The sequence below is a fragment of the Microcoleus sp. A003_D6 genome (assembly GCF_036702825.1).
GTDB lineage: Bacteria > Cyanobacteriota > Cyanobacteriia > Cyanobacteriales > Microcoleaceae > Microcoleus.
Window position 1 is genome coordinate 50681 of record NZ_JAUBWA010000020.1, and the last position, 17938, is coordinate 68618.

The 17938-nt window shown below is 45.6% G+C and carries 16 protein-coding genes and 1 pseudogene; 11 read left to right on the top strand and 6 right to left on the bottom strand.

The window, feature by feature from the left end; all coding sequences use genetic code 11:
• The first annotated feature begins 9 nt into the window (after positions 1 to 9).
• The 3 genes from QUB70_RS08365 (at position 10) to QUB70_RS08375 (ending at position 2634) form a co-directional block, all read left to right on the top strand.
• Complete coding sequence (locus tag QUB70_RS08365; RefSeq protein ID WP_332979580.1) at positions 10 to 663, top strand: amino acid ABC transporter permease; 654 nt, start codon at positions 10 to 12, stop codon at positions 661 to 663.
• Positions 664 to 698: 35 nt separating this feature from the next.
• Complete coding sequence (locus tag QUB70_RS08370; RefSeq protein ID WP_332979582.1) at positions 699 to 1604, top strand: transporter substrate-binding domain-containing protein; 906 nt, start codon at positions 699 to 701, stop codon at positions 1602 to 1604.
• Between the two features lie 241 nt (positions 1605 to 1845).
• The gene (locus QUB70_RS08375) at positions 1846 to 2634 is read left to right on the top strand and encodes an amino acid ABC transporter ATP-binding protein (RefSeq protein ID WP_332979583.1); all 789 of its coding nucleotides are present in this window, start codon (positions 1846 to 1848) and stop codon (positions 2632 to 2634) included.
• Positions 2635 to 2808: 174 nt separating this feature from the next.
• Here the strand turns inward: QUB70_RS08375 and QUB70_RS08380 are convergent, their stop codons facing one another.
• Positions 2809 to 4125 carry a J domain-containing protein gene (locus QUB70_RS08380; RefSeq protein WP_332979585.1) on the bottom strand — a complete coding sequence of 439 codons (1317 nt, stop codon included), beginning with the start codon at positions 4123 to 4125 and terminating at the stop codon, positions 2809 to 2811.
• 305 nt (positions 4126 to 4430) lie between these two features.
• On the opposite strand from QUB70_RS08380, the gene polA reads away from it, so the two are divergent.
• The 4 genes from polA to QUB70_RS08400 all read left to right on the top strand — a co-directional run bounded on the left by polA (position 4431) and on the right by QUB70_RS08400 (position 11193).
• The gene (polA, locus tag QUB70_RS08385) at positions 4431 to 7469 is read left to right on the top strand and encodes a DNA polymerase I (RefSeq protein WP_332979586.1); all 3039 of its coding nucleotides are present in this window, start codon (positions 4431 to 4433) and stop codon (positions 7467 to 7469) included.
• A 12-nt stretch (positions 7470 to 7481) separates the two neighbouring features.
• Positions 7482 to 8048 carry a thermonuclease family protein gene (locus QUB70_RS08390; RefSeq protein WP_332979587.1) on the top strand — a complete coding sequence of 189 codons (567 nt, stop codon included), beginning with the start codon at positions 7482 to 7484 and terminating at the stop codon, positions 8046 to 8048.
• A gap of 648 nt (positions 8049 to 8696) precedes the next feature.
• On the top strand, positions 8697 to 9218 hold the full coding sequence (locus tag QUB70_RS08395; RefSeq protein WP_332979588.1) for a hypothetical protein: 522 nt from the start codon (positions 8697 to 8699) through the stop codon (positions 9216 to 9218).
• Positions 9219 to 9477: 259 nt separating this feature from the next.
• The gene (locus QUB70_RS08400; protein ID WP_332979589.1) at positions 9478 to 11193 is read left to right on the top strand and encodes a sensor histidine kinase; all 1716 of its coding nucleotides are present in this window, start codon (positions 9478 to 9480) and stop codon (positions 11191 to 11193) included.
• 255 nt (positions 11194 to 11448) lie between these two features.
• On the opposite strand, the gene QUB70_RS08405 is transcribed toward QUB70_RS08400, so the two are convergent.
• A complete protein-coding gene (locus QUB70_RS08405; RefSeq protein ID WP_332979591.1) occupies positions 11449 to 11646 on the bottom strand; it encodes a type II toxin-antitoxin system Phd/YefM family antitoxin in 198 nt (65 codons plus the stop codon).
• 350 nt (positions 11647 to 11996) lie between these two features.
• On the opposite strand from QUB70_RS08405, the gene clpB reads away from it, so the two are divergent.
• Positions 11997 to 14612: an ATP-dependent chaperone ClpB gene (gene clpB, locus QUB70_RS08410; protein ID WP_332979593.1), complete on the top strand. Its 2616-nt coding sequence runs from the start codon at positions 11997 to 11999 to the stop codon at positions 14610 to 14612.
• A gap of 117 nt (positions 14613 to 14729) precedes the next feature.
• Here clpB and QUB70_RS08415 read toward each other — a convergent pair whose 3' ends face one another.
• The 3 genes from QUB70_RS08415 to QUB70_RS08425 form a co-directional block, all read right to left on the bottom strand.
• Positions 14730 to 14906 carry a ribbon-helix-helix domain-containing protein gene (locus QUB70_RS08415; RefSeq protein WP_332979594.1) on the bottom strand — a complete coding sequence of 59 codons (177 nt, stop codon included), beginning with the start codon at positions 14904 to 14906 and terminating at the stop codon, positions 14730 to 14732.
• A gap of 53 nt (positions 14907 to 14959) precedes the next feature.
• Positions 14960 to 15136: a ribbon-helix-helix domain-containing protein gene (locus tag QUB70_RS08420; protein ID WP_332979596.1), complete on the bottom strand. Its 177-nt coding sequence runs from the start codon at positions 15134 to 15136 to the stop codon at positions 14960 to 14962.
• A 68-nt stretch (positions 15137 to 15204) separates the two neighbouring features.
• Positions 15205 to 15384, bottom strand: a complete 180-nt coding sequence (locus QUB70_RS08425; RefSeq protein WP_332979597.1) for a ribbon-helix-helix domain-containing protein — start codon at positions 15382 to 15384, stop codon at positions 15205 to 15207.
• Positions 15385 to 15591: 207 nt separating this feature from the next.
• Between QUB70_RS08425 and QUB70_RS08430 the strand changes: the two genes are divergently transcribed.
• From QUB70_RS08430 to QUB70_RS08440, 3 genes are all read left to right on the top strand, one after another.
• Positions 15592 to 15822: a hypothetical protein gene (locus QUB70_RS08430; protein ID WP_332979598.1), complete on the top strand. Its 231-nt coding sequence runs from the start codon at positions 15592 to 15594 to the stop codon at positions 15820 to 15822.
• A 203-nt stretch (positions 15823 to 16025) separates the two neighbouring features.
• Entirely contained in the window at positions 16026 to 16559 is a 534-nt protein-coding gene (locus QUB70_RS08435; protein ID WP_332979599.1) for a DUF262 domain-containing protein, read from the top strand.
• Positions 16560 to 16673: 114 nt separating this feature from the next.
• Positions 16674 to 17366, top strand: coding sequence for an MAE_28990/MAE_18760 family HEPN-like nuclease (locus QUB70_RS08440; protein ID WP_332979600.1), 693 nt, complete (start codon positions 16674 to 16676; stop codon positions 17364 to 17366).
• 167 nt (positions 17367 to 17533) lie between these two features.
• Here QUB70_RS08440 and QUB70_RS08445 read toward each other — a convergent pair.
• Positions 17534 to 17938, bottom strand: a pseudogene (locus QUB70_RS08445) (hypothetical protein); the annotation flags it as partial.

Below are 17938 nucleotides of genomic sequence, written 5' to 3' on the forward strand. Positions count from 1 at the left end.
AAGGATAAAATGAATGGATTTACAGTACCGCAAATCTTCATTAACTTGGTGGTGGCGGCAAAATGGACAATTATCTTGTCTCTCATCGCCTTTGTTGTAGGCGGAATTGTTGGTTTTTTATTGATGCTGATGCGGATATCTCCCAACAAGTGGATTAAAGGCTTAAGTCTGATCTATATCGAGTTCTTTCAAGGAACACCATTACTCTTACAGCTTTTTCTGGCATTTTTCGGTACTTCGGTGGTTTTTGGGATAAATTTATCGCCTCTTGTAGCAGCTACCATTGCTTTGACGGCTTTTACCAGTTCATTTCTAGCAGATATCTGGCGCGGCTCGATTGAAGCTGTTCCCGCAGGACAGTGGGAAGCTGCCTCAGCGTTGGGTTTTGGCTATTCTAAACAGCTAGAGTTAATCGTTCTGCCCCAAGCGCTTAAAATGTCGATCGCACCGACTGTCGGCTTCCTCGTGCAGGTAATTAAAGGGACTTCGCTGGCATCAGTAATTGGGTTCTCTGAGATATCTCGTGTCGCTTCTGAGATCAATAATGTCACATTGAACTCACTCTTGGTCTTTTCGATAGCTGGTCTAATTTATTTTATTCTTTGCTATCCGCTATCTCTTTGGAGTCAGCGGTTGGAGAAGCAACTCAACTACAAATCATAAAAATATCAACCATAGGGATATTTGGAGTGTTGCTGATGATGAAAATATTTAAGGAATTGATTCCCAACAAATGGCATCGGGCGATCGCGCTTTTTCTCGCCAGTTTGGTTCTCACCGTTAGCATTGCTGCTTGTTCAAGCTCAGCTACGTCCATAACCTCAATGGCTGTGTTTAACCCGGAAGCAGTTGTACCTCCTAAGGGCGATCCCGATACAACTTTAGACAAAATCATGGCAGCAGGAGCGATCAAAGTAGCAGTTCCCAATGACTTTACGCCGTTTGGATCGATGAGTTTCGATATGCAGCCGCAAGGCTATGACATTGATGTGGCAAACGAGATCGCCAAGGCTTTGGGGGTGAAATCGGAGTTAGTGCCTGTCGTCGGCAACTATCGGATTCCGTTTCTTCAGACTGCTCGCGTTGATATCGTGATTTCCAGTTTGGGCAAAAATCCAGCTCGCGCCAAAATTATTGACTTTTCCAAGCCCTATGCGCCATTTTTTTCAGGGGTGTATGGCAGTCCAGATATCAAAGCGCCGTCACTCAACGATCTAAAAGGACGATCGCTTGGCGTTGCTCAAGGTTCTTTAGAAGATTTAGAAATTTCCAAGATACCGCCAGACCAAATGCCTCTAGTCAAACGATTTTCTAGCAACAGTTTAACTGCATCTGCTTTGATATCAGGTCAAGTAGAATTGATTGCTACTGGGAACGTCGTCGCTGCCAAAGTAATTCGCGATAATCCCAATATCAAAATTGAAAACAAGTTCATCATGAAGAACTCACCCTGCTACGTCGGTGTTCGTAAAGGAGACCTAAAGCTAGTAGCAAAACTTGACAGCATTATTGATGACATGAAGCAGTCAGGGAAATTAAACGAACTTTCGTTGAAATGGTTTGGCGAGCCGCTGCCAGACTTGACTCCTCCTCCAGCAACTTAGGTTAAGCTGTTGCGCCCGAAAGATTGTCTGTGGTGATTGAGGGGGAGAGGGGGAGAGGGGGAGACGGGGAGAGGGGGAGACGGGGAGACGGGGAGACGGGGAGAGGGGGAGAGGGGGAGAGGATTTGACGATTTTTGATTGAAATATACGATTAAAATGCACAACAGCTTAACAGCAAATCAACAAGACGAATCAACTATCCACATCGAATTCCAAACATTATCTCAAGGAGAATATTAAAATGTACGACTCCCAATCTAGCGTCAATCAAGCCACCGGGTTAAGCAATCGCTTAGAGCCAATCATCATCGCCAAAAATGTCGAAAAAACCTATGACAATGGGTTTCATGTACTTAAAGGAATCAGCTTGACTGTAAATAAAGGCGAGGTGGTGGTGTTAATGGGGCCATCGGGCTCTGGCAAATCCACCTTTATTCGTACTTTCAATGCGTTAGAACCATACCAAAAAGGCAGCATTGAGATTGATGGGACGCTGATTTCGCACGATGCTAAAAACATTGAAATGGTGCGGCGCGAGGTGGGGATGGTGTTTCAGCAATTTAACCTGTTTCCTCACCTGACAATTTTGGGCAATGTCACTCTAGCGCCGATGCACTTGCGCAAAATGTCCAAAGCAGAGGCTGACAAGTTGGGCATGGAACTGCTGGAGCGAGTCGGGATTGCTCACCAAGCAAACAAATATCCCGGACAGTTGTCGGGCGGTCAACAGCAACGGGTGGCGATCGCTCGCGCTTTAGCCATGCGTCCTAAAGTGATGCTTTTTGATGAGCCGACTTCAGCCCTTGACCCAGAAATGGTGCAGGAAGTGTTGCAGGTAATGCGAGGTCTGGCGGATAGCGGCATGACGATGGTTTGCGTTACCCATGAAGTAGGCTTTGCCCGTGAAGTCGCCGATCGCATTATCTTCCTAGCTGATGGTGTGCTGGTGGAAGATACTACTCCCGATAAGTTTTTTAACAATCCTTCTAACGAGCGGACAAAGAAATTCCTGTCACAGATTTTACATTAATTATTGATGGAAATGGAGAATTGGTAATTGGGAATTGGTAATTGGGAATTGGGAATTGGGAATTGGGAATTAGTGGAAATTAGTGGTAATTAATTGGTAATTGGGAATTAGTAATTTTCCCTAATGACTAATGACTGATGACTAATGACTGATGACTCATGACTGATGATTAATTCAAAAGATACGATCGCCCAACCAATTTCCCAGCCACAGCCCGAAACCGGAAGTAGCCACCAACAGGATAAACGTGTAAAGACTGCTGCCGCTGACGATCGACCTTTCCCCAGCTACCATCCGCGCCACAACTCCCGCAATAATCCCGATCCCCGCCCAAGCCCCATAAACAGTCTTAGATCCAGCGATGGTCAAGGCTTGCGCGATCGTCCCCGAACCAGCCCCAGCCAAAACCCCCGCCCACGCCCCTATCCCCAGCCCGATCGCACCTCCGATCCCGACGGGGCCGCTAGAATTCACGCCTACTTCCGCCGCCAGCCCGCACGTCAAGCCGACAATCGCCCAACACACCGCCACCACCACCGCCTTCAGCCAATCCCCAGAATGCGTTCCAGCCATCAATCCCGCCAGAGTCGCTACTCCCCCCACCCCCAAAACTACAGCCACGGCCCGAGACTCGGCCTCGGAACTGGCGATCGCCCCCAAACCAGCGCCAACTGCGCCCCAAGCAGCCCCCGTCACCATTCCTCCCGCCTGAAAACCGGCGATCGACCCCCCCACCGCCCCAGCCGAAACCAACGCCGCCAGCCACACTCTAGGCGTTGCCGAACCCTCAGCCAGCAAAATCGCGACCCACAGCCAATCTGCACCGCAGATTAAAGTCCACATCCACAGCGGGGCTGCTGATACCGTCAAAATCCAACCGGTCAAAGCGTAACTCGCCACGGCGATTGCCAGCGGCCCCCAAGGGAAGCTTGAATAGTTTTGAGATGGCCGCAGTTTGGAGTATTGAGTAAAAAATTCTTTTTTCCTTTTCGAGGTAAGCTTTGGATAGTTTTGAGATGGCCCTGCTTTCCTCGCAACGCTTCGCCCGGATGGCTTTCTTCCTCGCGACGCTTCCCGATTTTGAGTTGTCAATCGTTTCTTGCTTTTCGGGTTGTTTTGAGTTTGAGTTTTTTTTGATGCGGATTTTTGCCTGGTTTGAGTGCGCTGGGAACCAACTTTACCGGCTGATTTTCCCGAACGCCTTCTCAGGGGCTTTTCTGGCGGCTTTTCCAGCGGTGGCTGCGGTGGCTGCTGCTGAAACTGTTCGTATATCGACTTCGGTTGAGGCTGACTCAGAAACAACACCAACTCGTCGTAAGCTTGATTGATTTCTGTTAATCTTTGTTCAGCTTTTTGTTGCAGGCGATCGTTGTGGGCAAACCGATCGGGATGCCACACAAAGGCTAAATCCCTGTAAGCGCGCTTAATTTCTTCTAACGAAGTTCCAGGCTCAATTTCGAGGATTTCGTAGCATCGGTTAATGTCAGCCATAGGCTTGGGGCTGGTGTTTGTAAATTTGCGTGAAGCGAAGCTATCCCGATCGGGAATCGCACTTAATATCTTCTACTATTCTCAGCCAAGCTGCACAGTAAGCCGAGATCCGATCGAGTGTCAAGCGTCCTCAAGTCTGCGGGCCAGTCGATTTTAGATTTTGGATTTTGGATTTTGGATTGAATAATTGGGAATGACTGATGATATAAGAGTTTAGAGCTTGTTGGCAGTTGGATTCTTTGCTTGAACAGGTATGCAACTGGCTACAATGAGAAAATCCTTTCGCGCGATCGGTATTTGTGTCTGTGTCGGCAAATCAAGCTCCCATCTTCATCTTAGTTGACGGTCACTCTCTGGCCTTTCGCTCCTACTTCGCCTTTGCCAAAAGCCGAGACGGAGGTTTGCGAACTACGACAGGCATTCCCACCAGCGTCTGTTTTGGCTTTCTCAAGTCGCTGCTGGAAGTCATGGCCGCCCACGACCCCCAGTACATGGCGATCGCCTTTGACCTCGCCACGCCCACATTTCGCCACGAAGCAGACGAAACTTACAAAGCCGGTCGTGCGGAAACTCCCGAAGATTTCATCCCCGATATCAAAAACCTGCAAGAACTCCTCACCTATTTGAATTTACCAGCAATAACTGCTCCCGGCTACGAGGCGGACGATGTTTTGGGAACTTTGGCAAACAAAGCCAGCGCGGCCGGTTATCAGGTCAAAATCCTCACGGGCGATCGAGATTTGTTTCAATTAGTAGAAACCGAAAAAAACATCAGCGTATTGTATTTGAGTACGGATGAGCTCAGGCGATCGGGCAAAGGCAAATCCCAAGAATACGGCCCGGAAGAAGTCAAAGCCAAACTCGGTATTTTGCCCGCACAAGTAATAGATTACAAAGCTTTGTGCGGCGACAAATCCGACAACATTCCCGGAGTCAAAGGCATCGGCGACAAAACCGCCCTGCAATTGCTGGAAGCTTACAATTCCCTGGACGGAATTTATGCAGCCATCGACGAGATTAAAGGGGCGACTAAGAAAAAGTTAGAAGAAGGCAAAGAAGCTGCTTATCATTCTCAACGCATGGCGACAATTGTCCAAGACGTTCCCTTAGAAATCAACTTAGAAGATTGCCAGTTGATAGGTTTTGATGAATCCGCCTTGATTCCAATGTTGGAAAAGTTGGAATTTAAAACATTTTTAAGCAAAGTAAAACAAATTCAAAAGCGTTTTGGCGGTACAGAAGAGCCATTGGAAAAGGGCGGGCAAGATGCCCAACCCCTACTCCCCACAGTAAATTCATTAGACAGTGGAACAGGCATTTTGCCTGTTGCTTTGGGCGGGCAAGATGCCCAACCCCTACTCCCCACAATAGATAAGTTACCTGCAAATTCTGAAAGTTCAGAAGAAGAAGCCTTGTCGTTTTTTAGTCCCGCAGAAACCAAAGCCGCCCAGCAACAGAAAAAACTGCCAATTAAACCCCGAATAATTCAAACAACCGAACAGTTAAACGAATTAGTCCAACTGCTGCAAACCTGCACTGACAAAGCCTCACCCGTGGCGTGGGATACCGAAACCACCGCGATCGAACCGCGAGACGCCGAATTAGTCGGAATTGGCTGCTGTTGGGGAATCGGTGAAGAGGATCTCGCTTACATTCCCACGGGACACAAAACTGGCACAAACTTGGATAAAGCCACAGTTTTAAATGCTTTGCGTCCGATTTTGGAAAGCGAGAATTATCCCAAGGCGCTGCAAAATGCTAAGTTCGATCGATCGATCCTGCGCTGTCAGGGAATCAAACTAGCCGGAGTCGTCTTCGACACCATGCTAGCGAGTTACGTGCTCAACCCAGAAAATAGCCACAGCCTCAGCGAATTGTCAAGGAAATACTTAGGCATTGTTGCCACAAGTTACAATCAATTAGTGCCGAAAAACAAAACAATTGCTGACATCAGTATTGTAAAAGTAGCTGACTACTGCGGCATGGATGTTTACACCACATTTCAGTTAGTAAATAAACTTAGATCGGAATTGAAGGAAGCTGATAAAACTAGCTTTTCCGGAAAAACTTTGTGCGGGTTGCTGCTGGAAGTAGAACAGCCCCTAGAACCAGTTTTAGCAGAAATGGAATATTGCGGAATTCGCATTGATTCAGCTTATCTGCAAGAACTGTCCCAACAGCTAGACAAGAGCTTAAAAGAAATAGAAGAAAAAACTTATCAAGCAGCGGGGAGAAAGTTTAATTTAGGTTCCCCCAAACAACTAAGCGAAATATTGTTAGAAAAAATCCCGGATGAGTTCCAGAAAAAGTCTCGCAAAACTAAGACTGGATACTCTACAGACGCCGCCGTATTGGATAAATTGCAAGGAGACCACCCGATTGTAGACGATTTATTAGAACACCGAACATTATCCAAGTTGAAATCAACTTATGTCGATGCTTTGCCGCAGTTAGTGCGTGCGGATACCGGGCGAGTGCATACAGATTTCAACCAAACTGCAACGGGTACGGGAAGGCTTTCTTCTTCTAATCCAAATTTACAAAATATTCCCATCCGCACCGAGTTTTCGCGGCAAATTCGCAAGGCTTTTTTACCGGAGTCCGGTTGGCTGATGGTGTCCGCTGACTATTCTCAAATAGAACTGCGAATTTTAGCTCATTTGAGTCAAGAACCTGTATTAATAGAAGCTTACCAAAATAACCGAGACGTGCATACCGTGACAGCTCAACTGTTGTTTGAAAAAGAGGAAGTAACCCCGGACGAAAGACGGTTTGGCAAAACGATTAATTTTGGGGTAATTTACGGTATGGGAGCGATCAAGTTTGGCAAATCGATGGGTAAAAGCGCAGCAGACGGCAAAGAGTTTATTAAGCGATTTAACGAGCGTTACAGTAAAGTTTTTGAATATTTGGAGAAAGTAAAAAAAGAGGCGATCGCCCTCGGATACGTTACCACAATTCTAGGCCGCCGCCGCTATTTAAAATTCGAGAGCGAAAGCCTCCGCGACTTAAAAGACCGCAATCCCCAAGACATTCACTCCGATAGACTTAAATCTCTCAGCAGAGATGATGCCCAATCTTTGCGGGCGGCAGCCAACGCTCCCATTCAAGGCTCCAGTGCTGATATCATTAAACTTGCCATGATTGAGGTACACAAAATTTTGCAAAATTATCAGGCACGGCTGCTGCTGCAAGTTCACGATGAATTAATATTTGAAGTCCCACCCGATGAATGGGAAGAATTGCAGCCGAAAATTAGAATGGCGATGGAAAATGCTCTGCCACTTAGCGTACCGCTGATAGTTGACATCCACGCTGGGCAAAATTGGATGGAAACTAAATAAAAACAGAAAACTATGAGCAAAAATCAAATGGCTGTTTACCCAACAATCAAAAGCTTGAGTATAGTGTCTATACTTTTGCTAACGTTCGGCTGTCAACCAAAGTTAACACCCAACAACTATGCTGTCAAACGAGTCAGCGACGGCGACACCCTTGTCGCCAGCGATGCCGCTGGGAAAGATATCAAAGTGCGTTTTGCCTGTGTAGATGCACCGGAAGTCGCGCACACCAATGCTGAGAAAAATAGCAAAGCAGCCGCACAAAAAAATCAATTTAAGTGGGGAAATCTAGCGATGCAAAGAATGCAGCAGCTAGTCAAAGAAGGGGGAGGTCGCGTTGTTTTGACCGTCACCGATACTGACCGCTACGGTCGTAAAGTTAGCGAAGTTCGCTTGCCAAACGGCATATTTGCCCAAGAAGTTTTGACCCGCGAAGGATTAGTAATGGTGTACCGTCCTTACTTGAAAAACTGTCCTAGTGCAAGTGTTCTGGAACAAGCGGAAGCCGAAGCTAAAAAAAGTCGCCGCGGCGTTTGGGGAGATTCCAAGTTTGTTCCAGCTTGGGATTTTCGCAAGAAATGATTTAGTCATTGGTTATTGGTTATTGGTGGTTGACAGTTGACTAGACCTCTTGCAAAAATAATTAGGACGGGCTCTCCGGCCCATCCCACAAGAAAAAATAACTCTTGTGGGATGGGCCGGAGAGCCCGGCCCATAAATTGATGAAAAGGATTTTTGCAAGAGGTCTACTGTTAACTGTTACCAGTTCTCCATGCCCCATGCCCCACGCCCAATTCTCCATGCCCTATGCCCTATGCCCAATTCCCAATTCCCCAACAAATGTGATAGGCTCCAGGTGATATTACTCCGCCCTAAAAGGGCAAAGCTTCTAAACCTCACGATTTAGATTTTCTGGTTGTTTCCTTACGGTTTTTCACCCACTATCTAGATATGTAGTTACCCGCATATCCCCGACGCTCTGATTGCCCAGACAGTTTCCTTTCCCGACCATCCATCGGTACAAATGCCAACCAGTTTATATCGTTTGGAGGCCCCGGCTTATGCCTGACTTTTACTCTCAAGATATCCGTTGTTTGCTTTCGGTATACACACTCTAACACAAAGCCGTCCTCAAGGACGGGGTTTTCAACCCAATTTTCTGATAAACTAATAGACTGCTGACAAAAGCGGTCTATTGCAATCACCCAAAATTAACTTTAAGGGACATCAATGAATTTCAAACATCTGGTTATTTCTGGCATTGCCCTGATCCTCGGTACTGCAATTGTAGGAAATGCGATTGCTCAAGAACTGACCGACGACCAAAAAACGGTTGTTTGTCGCTTGAAAACAGAAGTTGACCAGCGGAAAGGCAACGGCCAAAAATTAGTATTTGTGCCGTTGCTGGGCCAAGTTCGCAAGCAAGTTTCATCTCCTTTTAGAGCCACGCTGCATCCTAATCTGGAGTATGTTTTTGTTGCCACTTGCGACGGAAATTGCCAGGATTTAAACTTATCTCTCAAGGATGCAAGCGGTCAGGAAATCGCTGCGAGTCAAAAAACAGGCGAACTGGCGTCAATCTCTTTTACTCCGCCATCCCAAGGCGAATATCAAATCACTGCCAAACCCGGGGAATGCACGAAGGCAGAGGGTTGCAGTTTCGGCATGGGAATCTTCGTTCCTACCTCTGCTAGCGTACCTAATGCTTCAAAAATTCCTGCTGAGATAGCACAATTTCGACTTTGCCAGTAGAGGAGAACTTACAAGTTGTGAGTTGTGAGTAGAGTAGAGTTTTGAATAACAAATCTAACTCATAACTTGCAACTTATAACTCGTAAATTTTTATTAGTTATTCACAACTTCGCCAAACAGTCAAGCAGAGAAATCAGTGGAACTCTGCAAAGACCCGAAAGTGCCGAAATTTGGTTGGGGATGAAAAACTTTATTTACCCTCACGCAGGCATCAATTAGAATATAGATAGTGCCTCTCAGGGTGACGAGTATATTTCCCATGTCTTCAACCTTAGCCTCGAAAAATCAACCTCAGAACCCTCCTCAAACAGAGTTGAGAAATCTGTTCAGTCGCTTGGGTATCAGGCAGAAAATCGGCTGCGGATACGCCTTGGTCCTTGGTATTGCCATTTTGGGTGCTGTGGCGGGACGGGGAGTAGAATCCTATCACAAACAGCAAGTTAGAGAAAAACTAGCGATCGACCGAGATAAAGCGGAAATCCTGACCAACCTAAATAATACGGTGCAGGAAGTCAGAATTCACCAGCAAGAGCTGGTTAGTCTGATGGCAACACCGCAAATTTTCGATCGCGAACGCTCGGAATTCCTGACCCGCGTCGCCCAGATGAGCGGACAACTCGAACAACTTCAAAGCCAGTCGCTGACTTCAAATTCCGCAGTTGCCCAAGATTACCAACTGCTTCAAGAATTCAGTCAAGTCAACGGCAAAACAGTAGAAGCTTACTTCCAACAAGTACAGAATCTGTTGGGGAGTACAAAATTATCTGGTTTGAACCCAAAACAGCGACTGGGTTTTCAGCGGAACTTAAACAATTTTGTCACTAGCCAAACCGCTTTGAAACTCGAGCAGTTTTCCTTGGATTCAGCCCAACTGGCCACCAGCTTTCGCGAGAAAGCAGACGAGGCATTTAGAACCTACGAGAAAGCAGAAAAACTCGGAACTCTAATTCTCGTGGGTTCTCTCTTGATATCAGCAGCGATCGCAGCCGTACTTGCAGTATACACCAGCAGGGCGATCGCCCGCCCCTTAGAAGCCACCACCCTCATCGCTCAGCGAGTGACAGAAGAATCCAACTTTGACCTGCAAGTACCAGTTACCACTTCCGACGAAGTGGGAATGCTAGCAACTTCCCTCAACGAACTGATTCAGCGGGTAGCAGAATATACAGAAGACTTGCACGAAGCAAAAGTAGCAGCCGAAGCTGCCAACCGCTCGAAAAGTGCATTTCTCGCCAACATGAGCCACGAACTCCGCACCCCCCTCAACGCCATCATCAACTACAGCGAAATGCTGCAAGAAGATGCTCAAGATTCGGGTTCCGAAGATTTTCTCCCCGACTTAGAAAAAATTCAAACCGCAGGCAAACATTTGCTCGACATGATCAGCGACATCCTCGACATTTCCAAAATAGAAGCCGGTCACGTCACGCTTTATTTGGAAAACTTTGACGTGGCGACCATGATTGAAGAAGTGATGACTACGGCTCAACCGCTAGTAGAAAAAAAAGGCAATGCTTTAGCGCTGAAAGCCAAAGGCGAACTCGGCACAATGTACGCCGACCAACCGAAAGTCCGGCAAATTCTCCTCAATTTGCTCAGCAATGCTGCAAAATTTACCGAAAAAGGCGTCATTACTATCGGCGTCGAAAGAATTAAAAATGAAAAACAAAAACCGACGAAAAAAAATAAAAATAATGATTTTAACTCTGGATCAAACTACATTTCTCAAGTTTTAATTTTTCGAGTCAGCGACACCGGCATTGGCATGACGGACGAGCAATTGGAGCAGATTTTTAAACCTTTTACCCAAGCTGATGCCTCAACTACCCGCAAATACGGAGGCACTGGTTTGGGATTGACAATCAGCCAGCGTTTGTGTCAAATTCTCGGCGGCGAAATTAGCGTCGAAAGCGAAGACGGTAAAGGCTCCACTTTTATTGTCAGTCTCCCGGAACGGGTGGTAATGCAGGCATGAAAACAGTTGGCAGTTGACAGTTGACAGTTGACAGTTGACAGTTAACAGGTTGATAGTTGATAGTTGATAGTTGATAATTGATAGTAGTCATTAGCCGTAGGGTGCGTCGCCATCAACAATCCCTAAAAAAATCAACAATCTCCGAGCGACGCACCGGTGTAAAATTAATCAGCAGTTATTAATTGTTATACACTCAAAAAATGGGCAAGGTCGAGCGATCGGGAAAACTCCTCAACGCGCTTGACCAATGCAATTTTATGAAGGTTTATCAAATTCTCTAGACAATCCTAACATTCTCTTCACCTCTGCTAAGGGCACAGAAGGCTGATTTGCATCTTCCTCTTTGGCAGCCCTCAAGTCCATCAAATCTTCTATGTCAGCAATTAATGCTAGCAGTGCTTCAAATTCTTCGTAAGGTATCATATCAAATCCGTTGGAATCGGAATTATTCATCTCTCTCTTCTCTTCCTCTGTGCCCTCTGCGGTTAAATCATTCCAAAACAACCGTAAACGATATCACTGCAAATTCTTTTTTGCCATTTTTGGTAATAAACTCAGGATGTAATTGAATCATGGATATTTCCTCCAATCCTCTTAGTAACTAGCAGTAATTAGCAGCTTTTAGGCGCGACAGTTTACGTTTTCCCTGCGATCGACTGCGACAAAGGACGGAAATACCTATCTACACAGAGGGGAACACCGATCCGATCGCCCTCCGCAACTCCCTACAATGATGATTGTACGGGCAATTAAGCAATTGCCTCTACAGCAGCCATCATTTTTAATGCAGGGAATTAAAATTTATGCAACCGAATAATCCAAACCAATTTACAGAAAAAGCCTGGGAAGCCCTCGCTCGCACCCCCGAAATCGTCAAAGCAGGTCAGCAGCAGCAGCTAGAAAGCGAACATTTGATGAAAGCTTTGCTGGAACAAGAATCGGGACTCGCTAGCAGCTTATTTAACAAAGCGGGAGTTTCTGTAGCAAAATTGCGCGATCGCACTGATGAGTTTATCAGCCGCCAGCCGAAAATCTCTGGAAGCGGCGGCAACGTTTATCTCGGTCGTTCTCTCGACACTTTGCTCGATCGCGCCGAAACTTATCGCAAAGACTACGGTGATGAATTTATTTCGATCGAGCATTTGATACTAGGGTACGTTAAGGACGATCGCTTCGGCAAAAATCTGCTGCAAGAATTTAAACTAGATGAAGCCAAGCTCAAAGATATCATTACCCAAGTCCGGGGGAAGAACAAAGTGACCGATCAAAATCCAGAAGGCAAATATGAAGCGCTGGAAAAATACGGCCGAGATTTGACAGAAGCCGCGCGTCAAGGCAAACTCGATCCGGTAATCGGACGGGATGACGAAATCCGCCGCACGATTCAAATTTTGAGCCGTCGCACCAAAAATAATCCGGTATTGATTGGGGAACCGGGAGTCGGCAAAACTGCGATCGCCGAAGGACTCGCCCAGCGAATTATCACCGGAGATGTGCCCCAATCTCTCAAAGACAGACAATTAATTAGCTTAGATATGGGCGCATTAATTGCCGGTGCAAAATTCCGGGGAGAATTTGAAGAACGCTTGAAAGCGGTGCTCAAAGAAGTGATGGACAGCAACGGCAAAGTCATCTTATTTATCGATGAAATTCACACCGTTGTCGGGGCCGGCGCGACTCAAGGCTCGATGGATGCCGGTAACTTGCTGAAACCCATGTTAGCGAGGGGAGAATTGCGCTGTATAGGGGCTACAACTCTCGACGAATACCGCAAGTATCTCGAAAAAGATGCGGCCTTAGAACGCCGCTTTCAACAAGTTTATGTTGACCAACCGACAGTTGAAGATACTATCTCGATTTTGCGGGGTTTGAAGGAACGCTACGAAGTTCACCACGGTGTGAAAATTTCTGACAATGCGTTAGTGGCGGCGGCTACTTTGTCTACTCGATATATTAGCGATCGCTTCCTTCCCGATAAAGCGATCGACTTAATGGACGAAGCAGCGGCTAAACTCAAAATGGAGATTACCTCCAAGCCGGAAGAACTCGATGAAATCGATCGCAAGGTTTTACAGCTAGAAATGGAAAGACTGTCGCTGCAAAAAGAAAGTAATGCTGCATCGATCGACCGTTTGGAAAGACTGGAAAAAGACTTGGGAAATCTCAAGGAACAGCAAAGCGCTTTGAATGCCCAGTGGCAATCGGAAAAAGGTGTCATTGGCAGCATTCAGAACATTAAAGAACAGATTGACAAGGTTAACATTGAAATTCAGCAAGCAGAATTAAAATATGACCTAAACCGCGCTGCTGAGTTGAAATATAGCAAGTTAACCGAATTGCAAAAACAACTGCAAGAAGCAGAAGCTCAACTTTCTGCAACTCAAACCACAGGTAAAACTTTGCTGCGGGAAGAAGTTACAGAAGGTGACATTGCGGAGATTATTTCCAAGTGGACGGGAATTCCGATCAGCAAGTTGGTTGAATCGGAAATGCAGAAACTTTTGCACTTGGAAGATGAACTGCACAAGCGGGTAATTGGACAGGATGAAGCGGTGACGGCGGTTGCAGATGCAATTCAGCGATCGCGCGCAGGTTTAGCCGATCCGAACCGTCCGGTTGCGAGTTTTATCTTCCTCGGCCCCACGGGTGTAGGGAAAACGGAATTAGCCAAAGCATTAGCGTCTTATCTGTTCGACACCGAAGAGGCGATCGTGCGAATTGATATGTCGGAATACATGGAAAAACACGCGGTTTCGCGGTTAATTGGTGCGCCTCCGGGATACGTCGGCTACGACGAAGGCGGACAATTAACTGAGGCTGTGCGCCGCCGTCCTTACTCAGTGATTCTATTCGATGAAATCGAGAAAGCACACCCGGATGTATTCAACATCATGCTGCAAATTCTGGATGACGGCCGCGTCACGGATGCTCAAGGTCACACGGTAGACTTTAAGAATTCTGTGATTATTATGACATCGAATGTCGGCTCTCAATACATTTTAGATGTGGCGGGAGATAACGAACAAATGCGGAGTCGGGTGATGGAAGCGATGCGGGGAACTTTCCGCCCGGAATTCTTGAACCGGATTGATGAGATGATTATCTTCCACGGTTTGAGTAAGGCGGAATTGCGGCAGATCGTGCTGTTGCAAGTGAAGCGGTTGGAAAAACGGTTGGCCGATCGCAAAATGTCTCTGAAATTGTCGGAATCTGCGATCGACTTCTTAGCAGAAATTGGTTACGATCCGGTTTACGGTGCGCGGCCTCTGAAGCGGGGAATTCAACGCGAGTTGGAAACGCAGATGGCGAAGGGTATTTTGCGGGGAGATTTTGCTGACGGGGATACCATTTTTGTGGATATCGAGAATGAAAGGTTGGCGTTTAAGCGGCTGCCGGCACAGTTGGTGACTGCTAAATAATTTGAGTAGGGTGGGCTGCGGCCCACCTTATTTTTTTGAGGCGATGGTTCTTTTTTTTACCGCAGATGTAGGCGGATGGACGCGGATGGACGCGGATGGGATTGCGGGCGATCGTTCTTAAGGGCGATCGCTTTCTGATTTATCTTTTTTCAACTCTTGGCGCTCTCGAACAGATTTCGTCAGCAGGTACGTTGCCAAGCTGCTAACGGATCTGCTGTCTTCTTCTGCCCATTCTTCGAGAGCTTTTTGAATCTCTTCTGGTAGGTATGCGGTAACTCGTCCCCGTGAAGCCATTTGTTGCACTGCAAAACATTTCAACACAGTCCATCTTACGCCGTGGTCATCGCTTAAGGGCGATCGCTCCGAGATTCTTCATTTTTCTGTTCTTGGCGATCTCTAACTGCTTTAGCTGCCACATGGGAAAGCAAGTTTGCGAGGGTTCTATCTTCCTCTTCGGCCCATTCAGACAAGGCTTGATGAACGTCTTCTGGCAGTGTAACTGTAACTCGCATTCGTGAAGGCATAGGTGGGCACGGTTTTACTTGAATTGTCTTTAATTTTACACTCCAAACCCTTTCAGTATTGCGCGAATTCAACTGGGGCTATCGCTCCGGAATTCGTCCTTTTTCTGCTCTTGGCGTTCTCGAACAGATTTCGTCAGCAGGTACGTTGCCAAACTGCTAACGGATCTGCTTTCTTCTTCTGCCCATTCTTCCAGAGCTTTTTGAATCTCTTCTGGCAAGTATGCGGTAACTCGTCCCCGTGAAGCCATTGTTGCACTGCAAAACATCTCAACACAGTCCATCTTACGCTGTTTTGAGTTAAGACCGATAAAAATATTTCATTTTAAGTCATTTTATATTATTGTACGTCATTATGTGTTATACTACAACCTGTAAACAGTCAAAAGCCAGCCCCTTACTGTCCAAGGTTCCGGGCTGGCTCTGGCTCCAAAAAGATCAATGGAGTGTATTCAATTATGACTTATAAAGACCGCTTGCACTGTTGGGCGATCGCCCGTCTGTTACCCACTCAGCAATGGATTATTGTTGCCCGCTTCCGCAGTCGTTCTGATGCAGACGGGCATTTTCAGTTTCTGCGACAAACTATACCTCACGTTAAGTTTGAGGTTGTGTTCGATTTAAGCGGGGATAGCAACCGTTTATCGTCGTTGGCCCGTCCTTCCAATCCCGTCAGCAGCCCGTTATAAACTGTAGTTTTCCGGCTGTTTTGAGTTGATTCAATTTGGGCGATCGCACTTTTTTCGATAAGTGCGATCGTCCGTACCCTCTGTGCCAAATCAGAATTTACACTGCGGTAGCCTCAAAACTAAAATTCTCCGAACAGGACTTTATTAACATTGGGCTGTGGTAAAATGATCGTATCCACCACACTTTCTCGTTACTTAAAAATATGCGATCGAAACTAGAAGAAATTACGCTGCAAGACAGAAATGCTGCTGAAATGGAAATTCGCGAGAAGCAGAAGCAAATTAATTACGATACGAGAGACTATCCACTCGAAATACTTGTTCAAAAATATATGGAAGGAATTAACGATGATACTAGCAAGTTGTTTATTCCCACCTACCAACGCGAACTTGTTTGGGATGAAGCAAGGCAATCAAAGTTTATCGAATCGGTAATTTGGGGGCTGCCAATACCTTCTATATTCGTTGTTGATATTGGTCATGATGAAAATGATGAACCACGTTTAGAGATCGTATACGGTGCACAACGCATTCTTACCCTAACTAGATTTGTTAACAACGAATTAACCTTAAGTGGACTCAAAAAAATAGAGCAGTTAAATGGATTTAAGTTTAGTGATTTACTCATGCCTCGCCAGAGGAACTTCAACCGAAAGACAGTTCGGACGATCCAATTAACTGAAGCTGCAAATAAGGAAGTCCGACGAGATTTATTTAAACGGATACAATCATTTTAATTGCAATGTAAATCTATTTTACATACTGCACAAAATCTGATGCAACCCGTTTTAGAAATAAAGTAGTTGCGCGTCGTATTGAATATTTCCGCAATTAACTGCCATGTAACACTCATGAATACTGTATTTTTAGACTTTAATACACGCGCCAAAAAGGTGAATGATTACTTCATTTTTCTGGAGAGATTGGAAAAACAGACAACGAAGTTAGCTGTATTCGATCCTGCTGGCACATACAAAATACAAAGCCTCGATCCTGAGTTAGCAAAAACTCTGAAAGCTAATGGTTTTTTGTTACTGTATAACTTAGTTGAATCTACTATGCGAAATGCGATTGAAGCCATATTCGAGGAGTTCAAAAATAAAGGAATCTCCTTTGACCGACTAAAACCCAAAATCAAAATAGTTGTTCTTCAAAATGTTAAAAATCGTTCTCCTAAGAAAATTCATTTAACAATCAACCAAATCTCTACAGATATCATCACAGCTACATTTGAGCGCGAAGAACTGTTTTCAGGAAATGTGGATGCTAGGTTGATTAAAGAAATAGCGGAAAATTATGGTTTTTCATATCAAACAGACTTTAGTAAAACAAAGAACGGGCAAAATCTTGTAGTTGTTAAAAGCCACAGGAATGATTTGGCGCATGGGATTAAGTCTTTTGAGGAAGTTGGGCGAGATAAGACAATTAAGCAACTATTAGAAATGAAGGAAGAAGTCGTAGAGTATTTGACGCAAATACTGGAAAATATCAGAGATTATCTTGACAATGAAGAGTATTTGGAGTTACCCACAGGTAATCCTTAATTTTTGTTTTCTTCAGTCCGCGCAGGTGTCCAGAAACCTGGTTTTTGCGAGAATACTTCCTACAGCCTGCACAAACAGCAAAAAACCCGGTTTCTCGCGATCGCCCTCAACCTAAAATGACGCAATTACGTTAAAAAAACCGGGTTTTGGCGGCAAGGAGTGATAACTTACTTCCGCACCATCACAGACTTAATTACAGCATTCGGCTGATATTTATTAGTCTGATAAAATCCCCCTTTACCAGCGCCATAAACTCCCGCAAATTGTTTCCCTTCAGCCCTGGGAACAAACATAATGTTTCTAGTGGGTTGCTTGGCAAATACAACCCCTTCTCTCATTTCATTATCCACATTGTAAGATAAAGTCGCCTTGCCGTAAATTGCCTCGGCTTGTTTCAGAGTCATTCCCGGCCCGACGCCCTGAACTGTTTTATAATTAGCATTTTCAGTCATCAAAAGTTCAATGACATCGGTATCTTTTAGCTTTGTACCCGCAGGGAGCATAACACTTATGCGATGAGTACAAATACTCAGAAATACCATGCTCCTCATTAGTCCATAATTAAATATGTT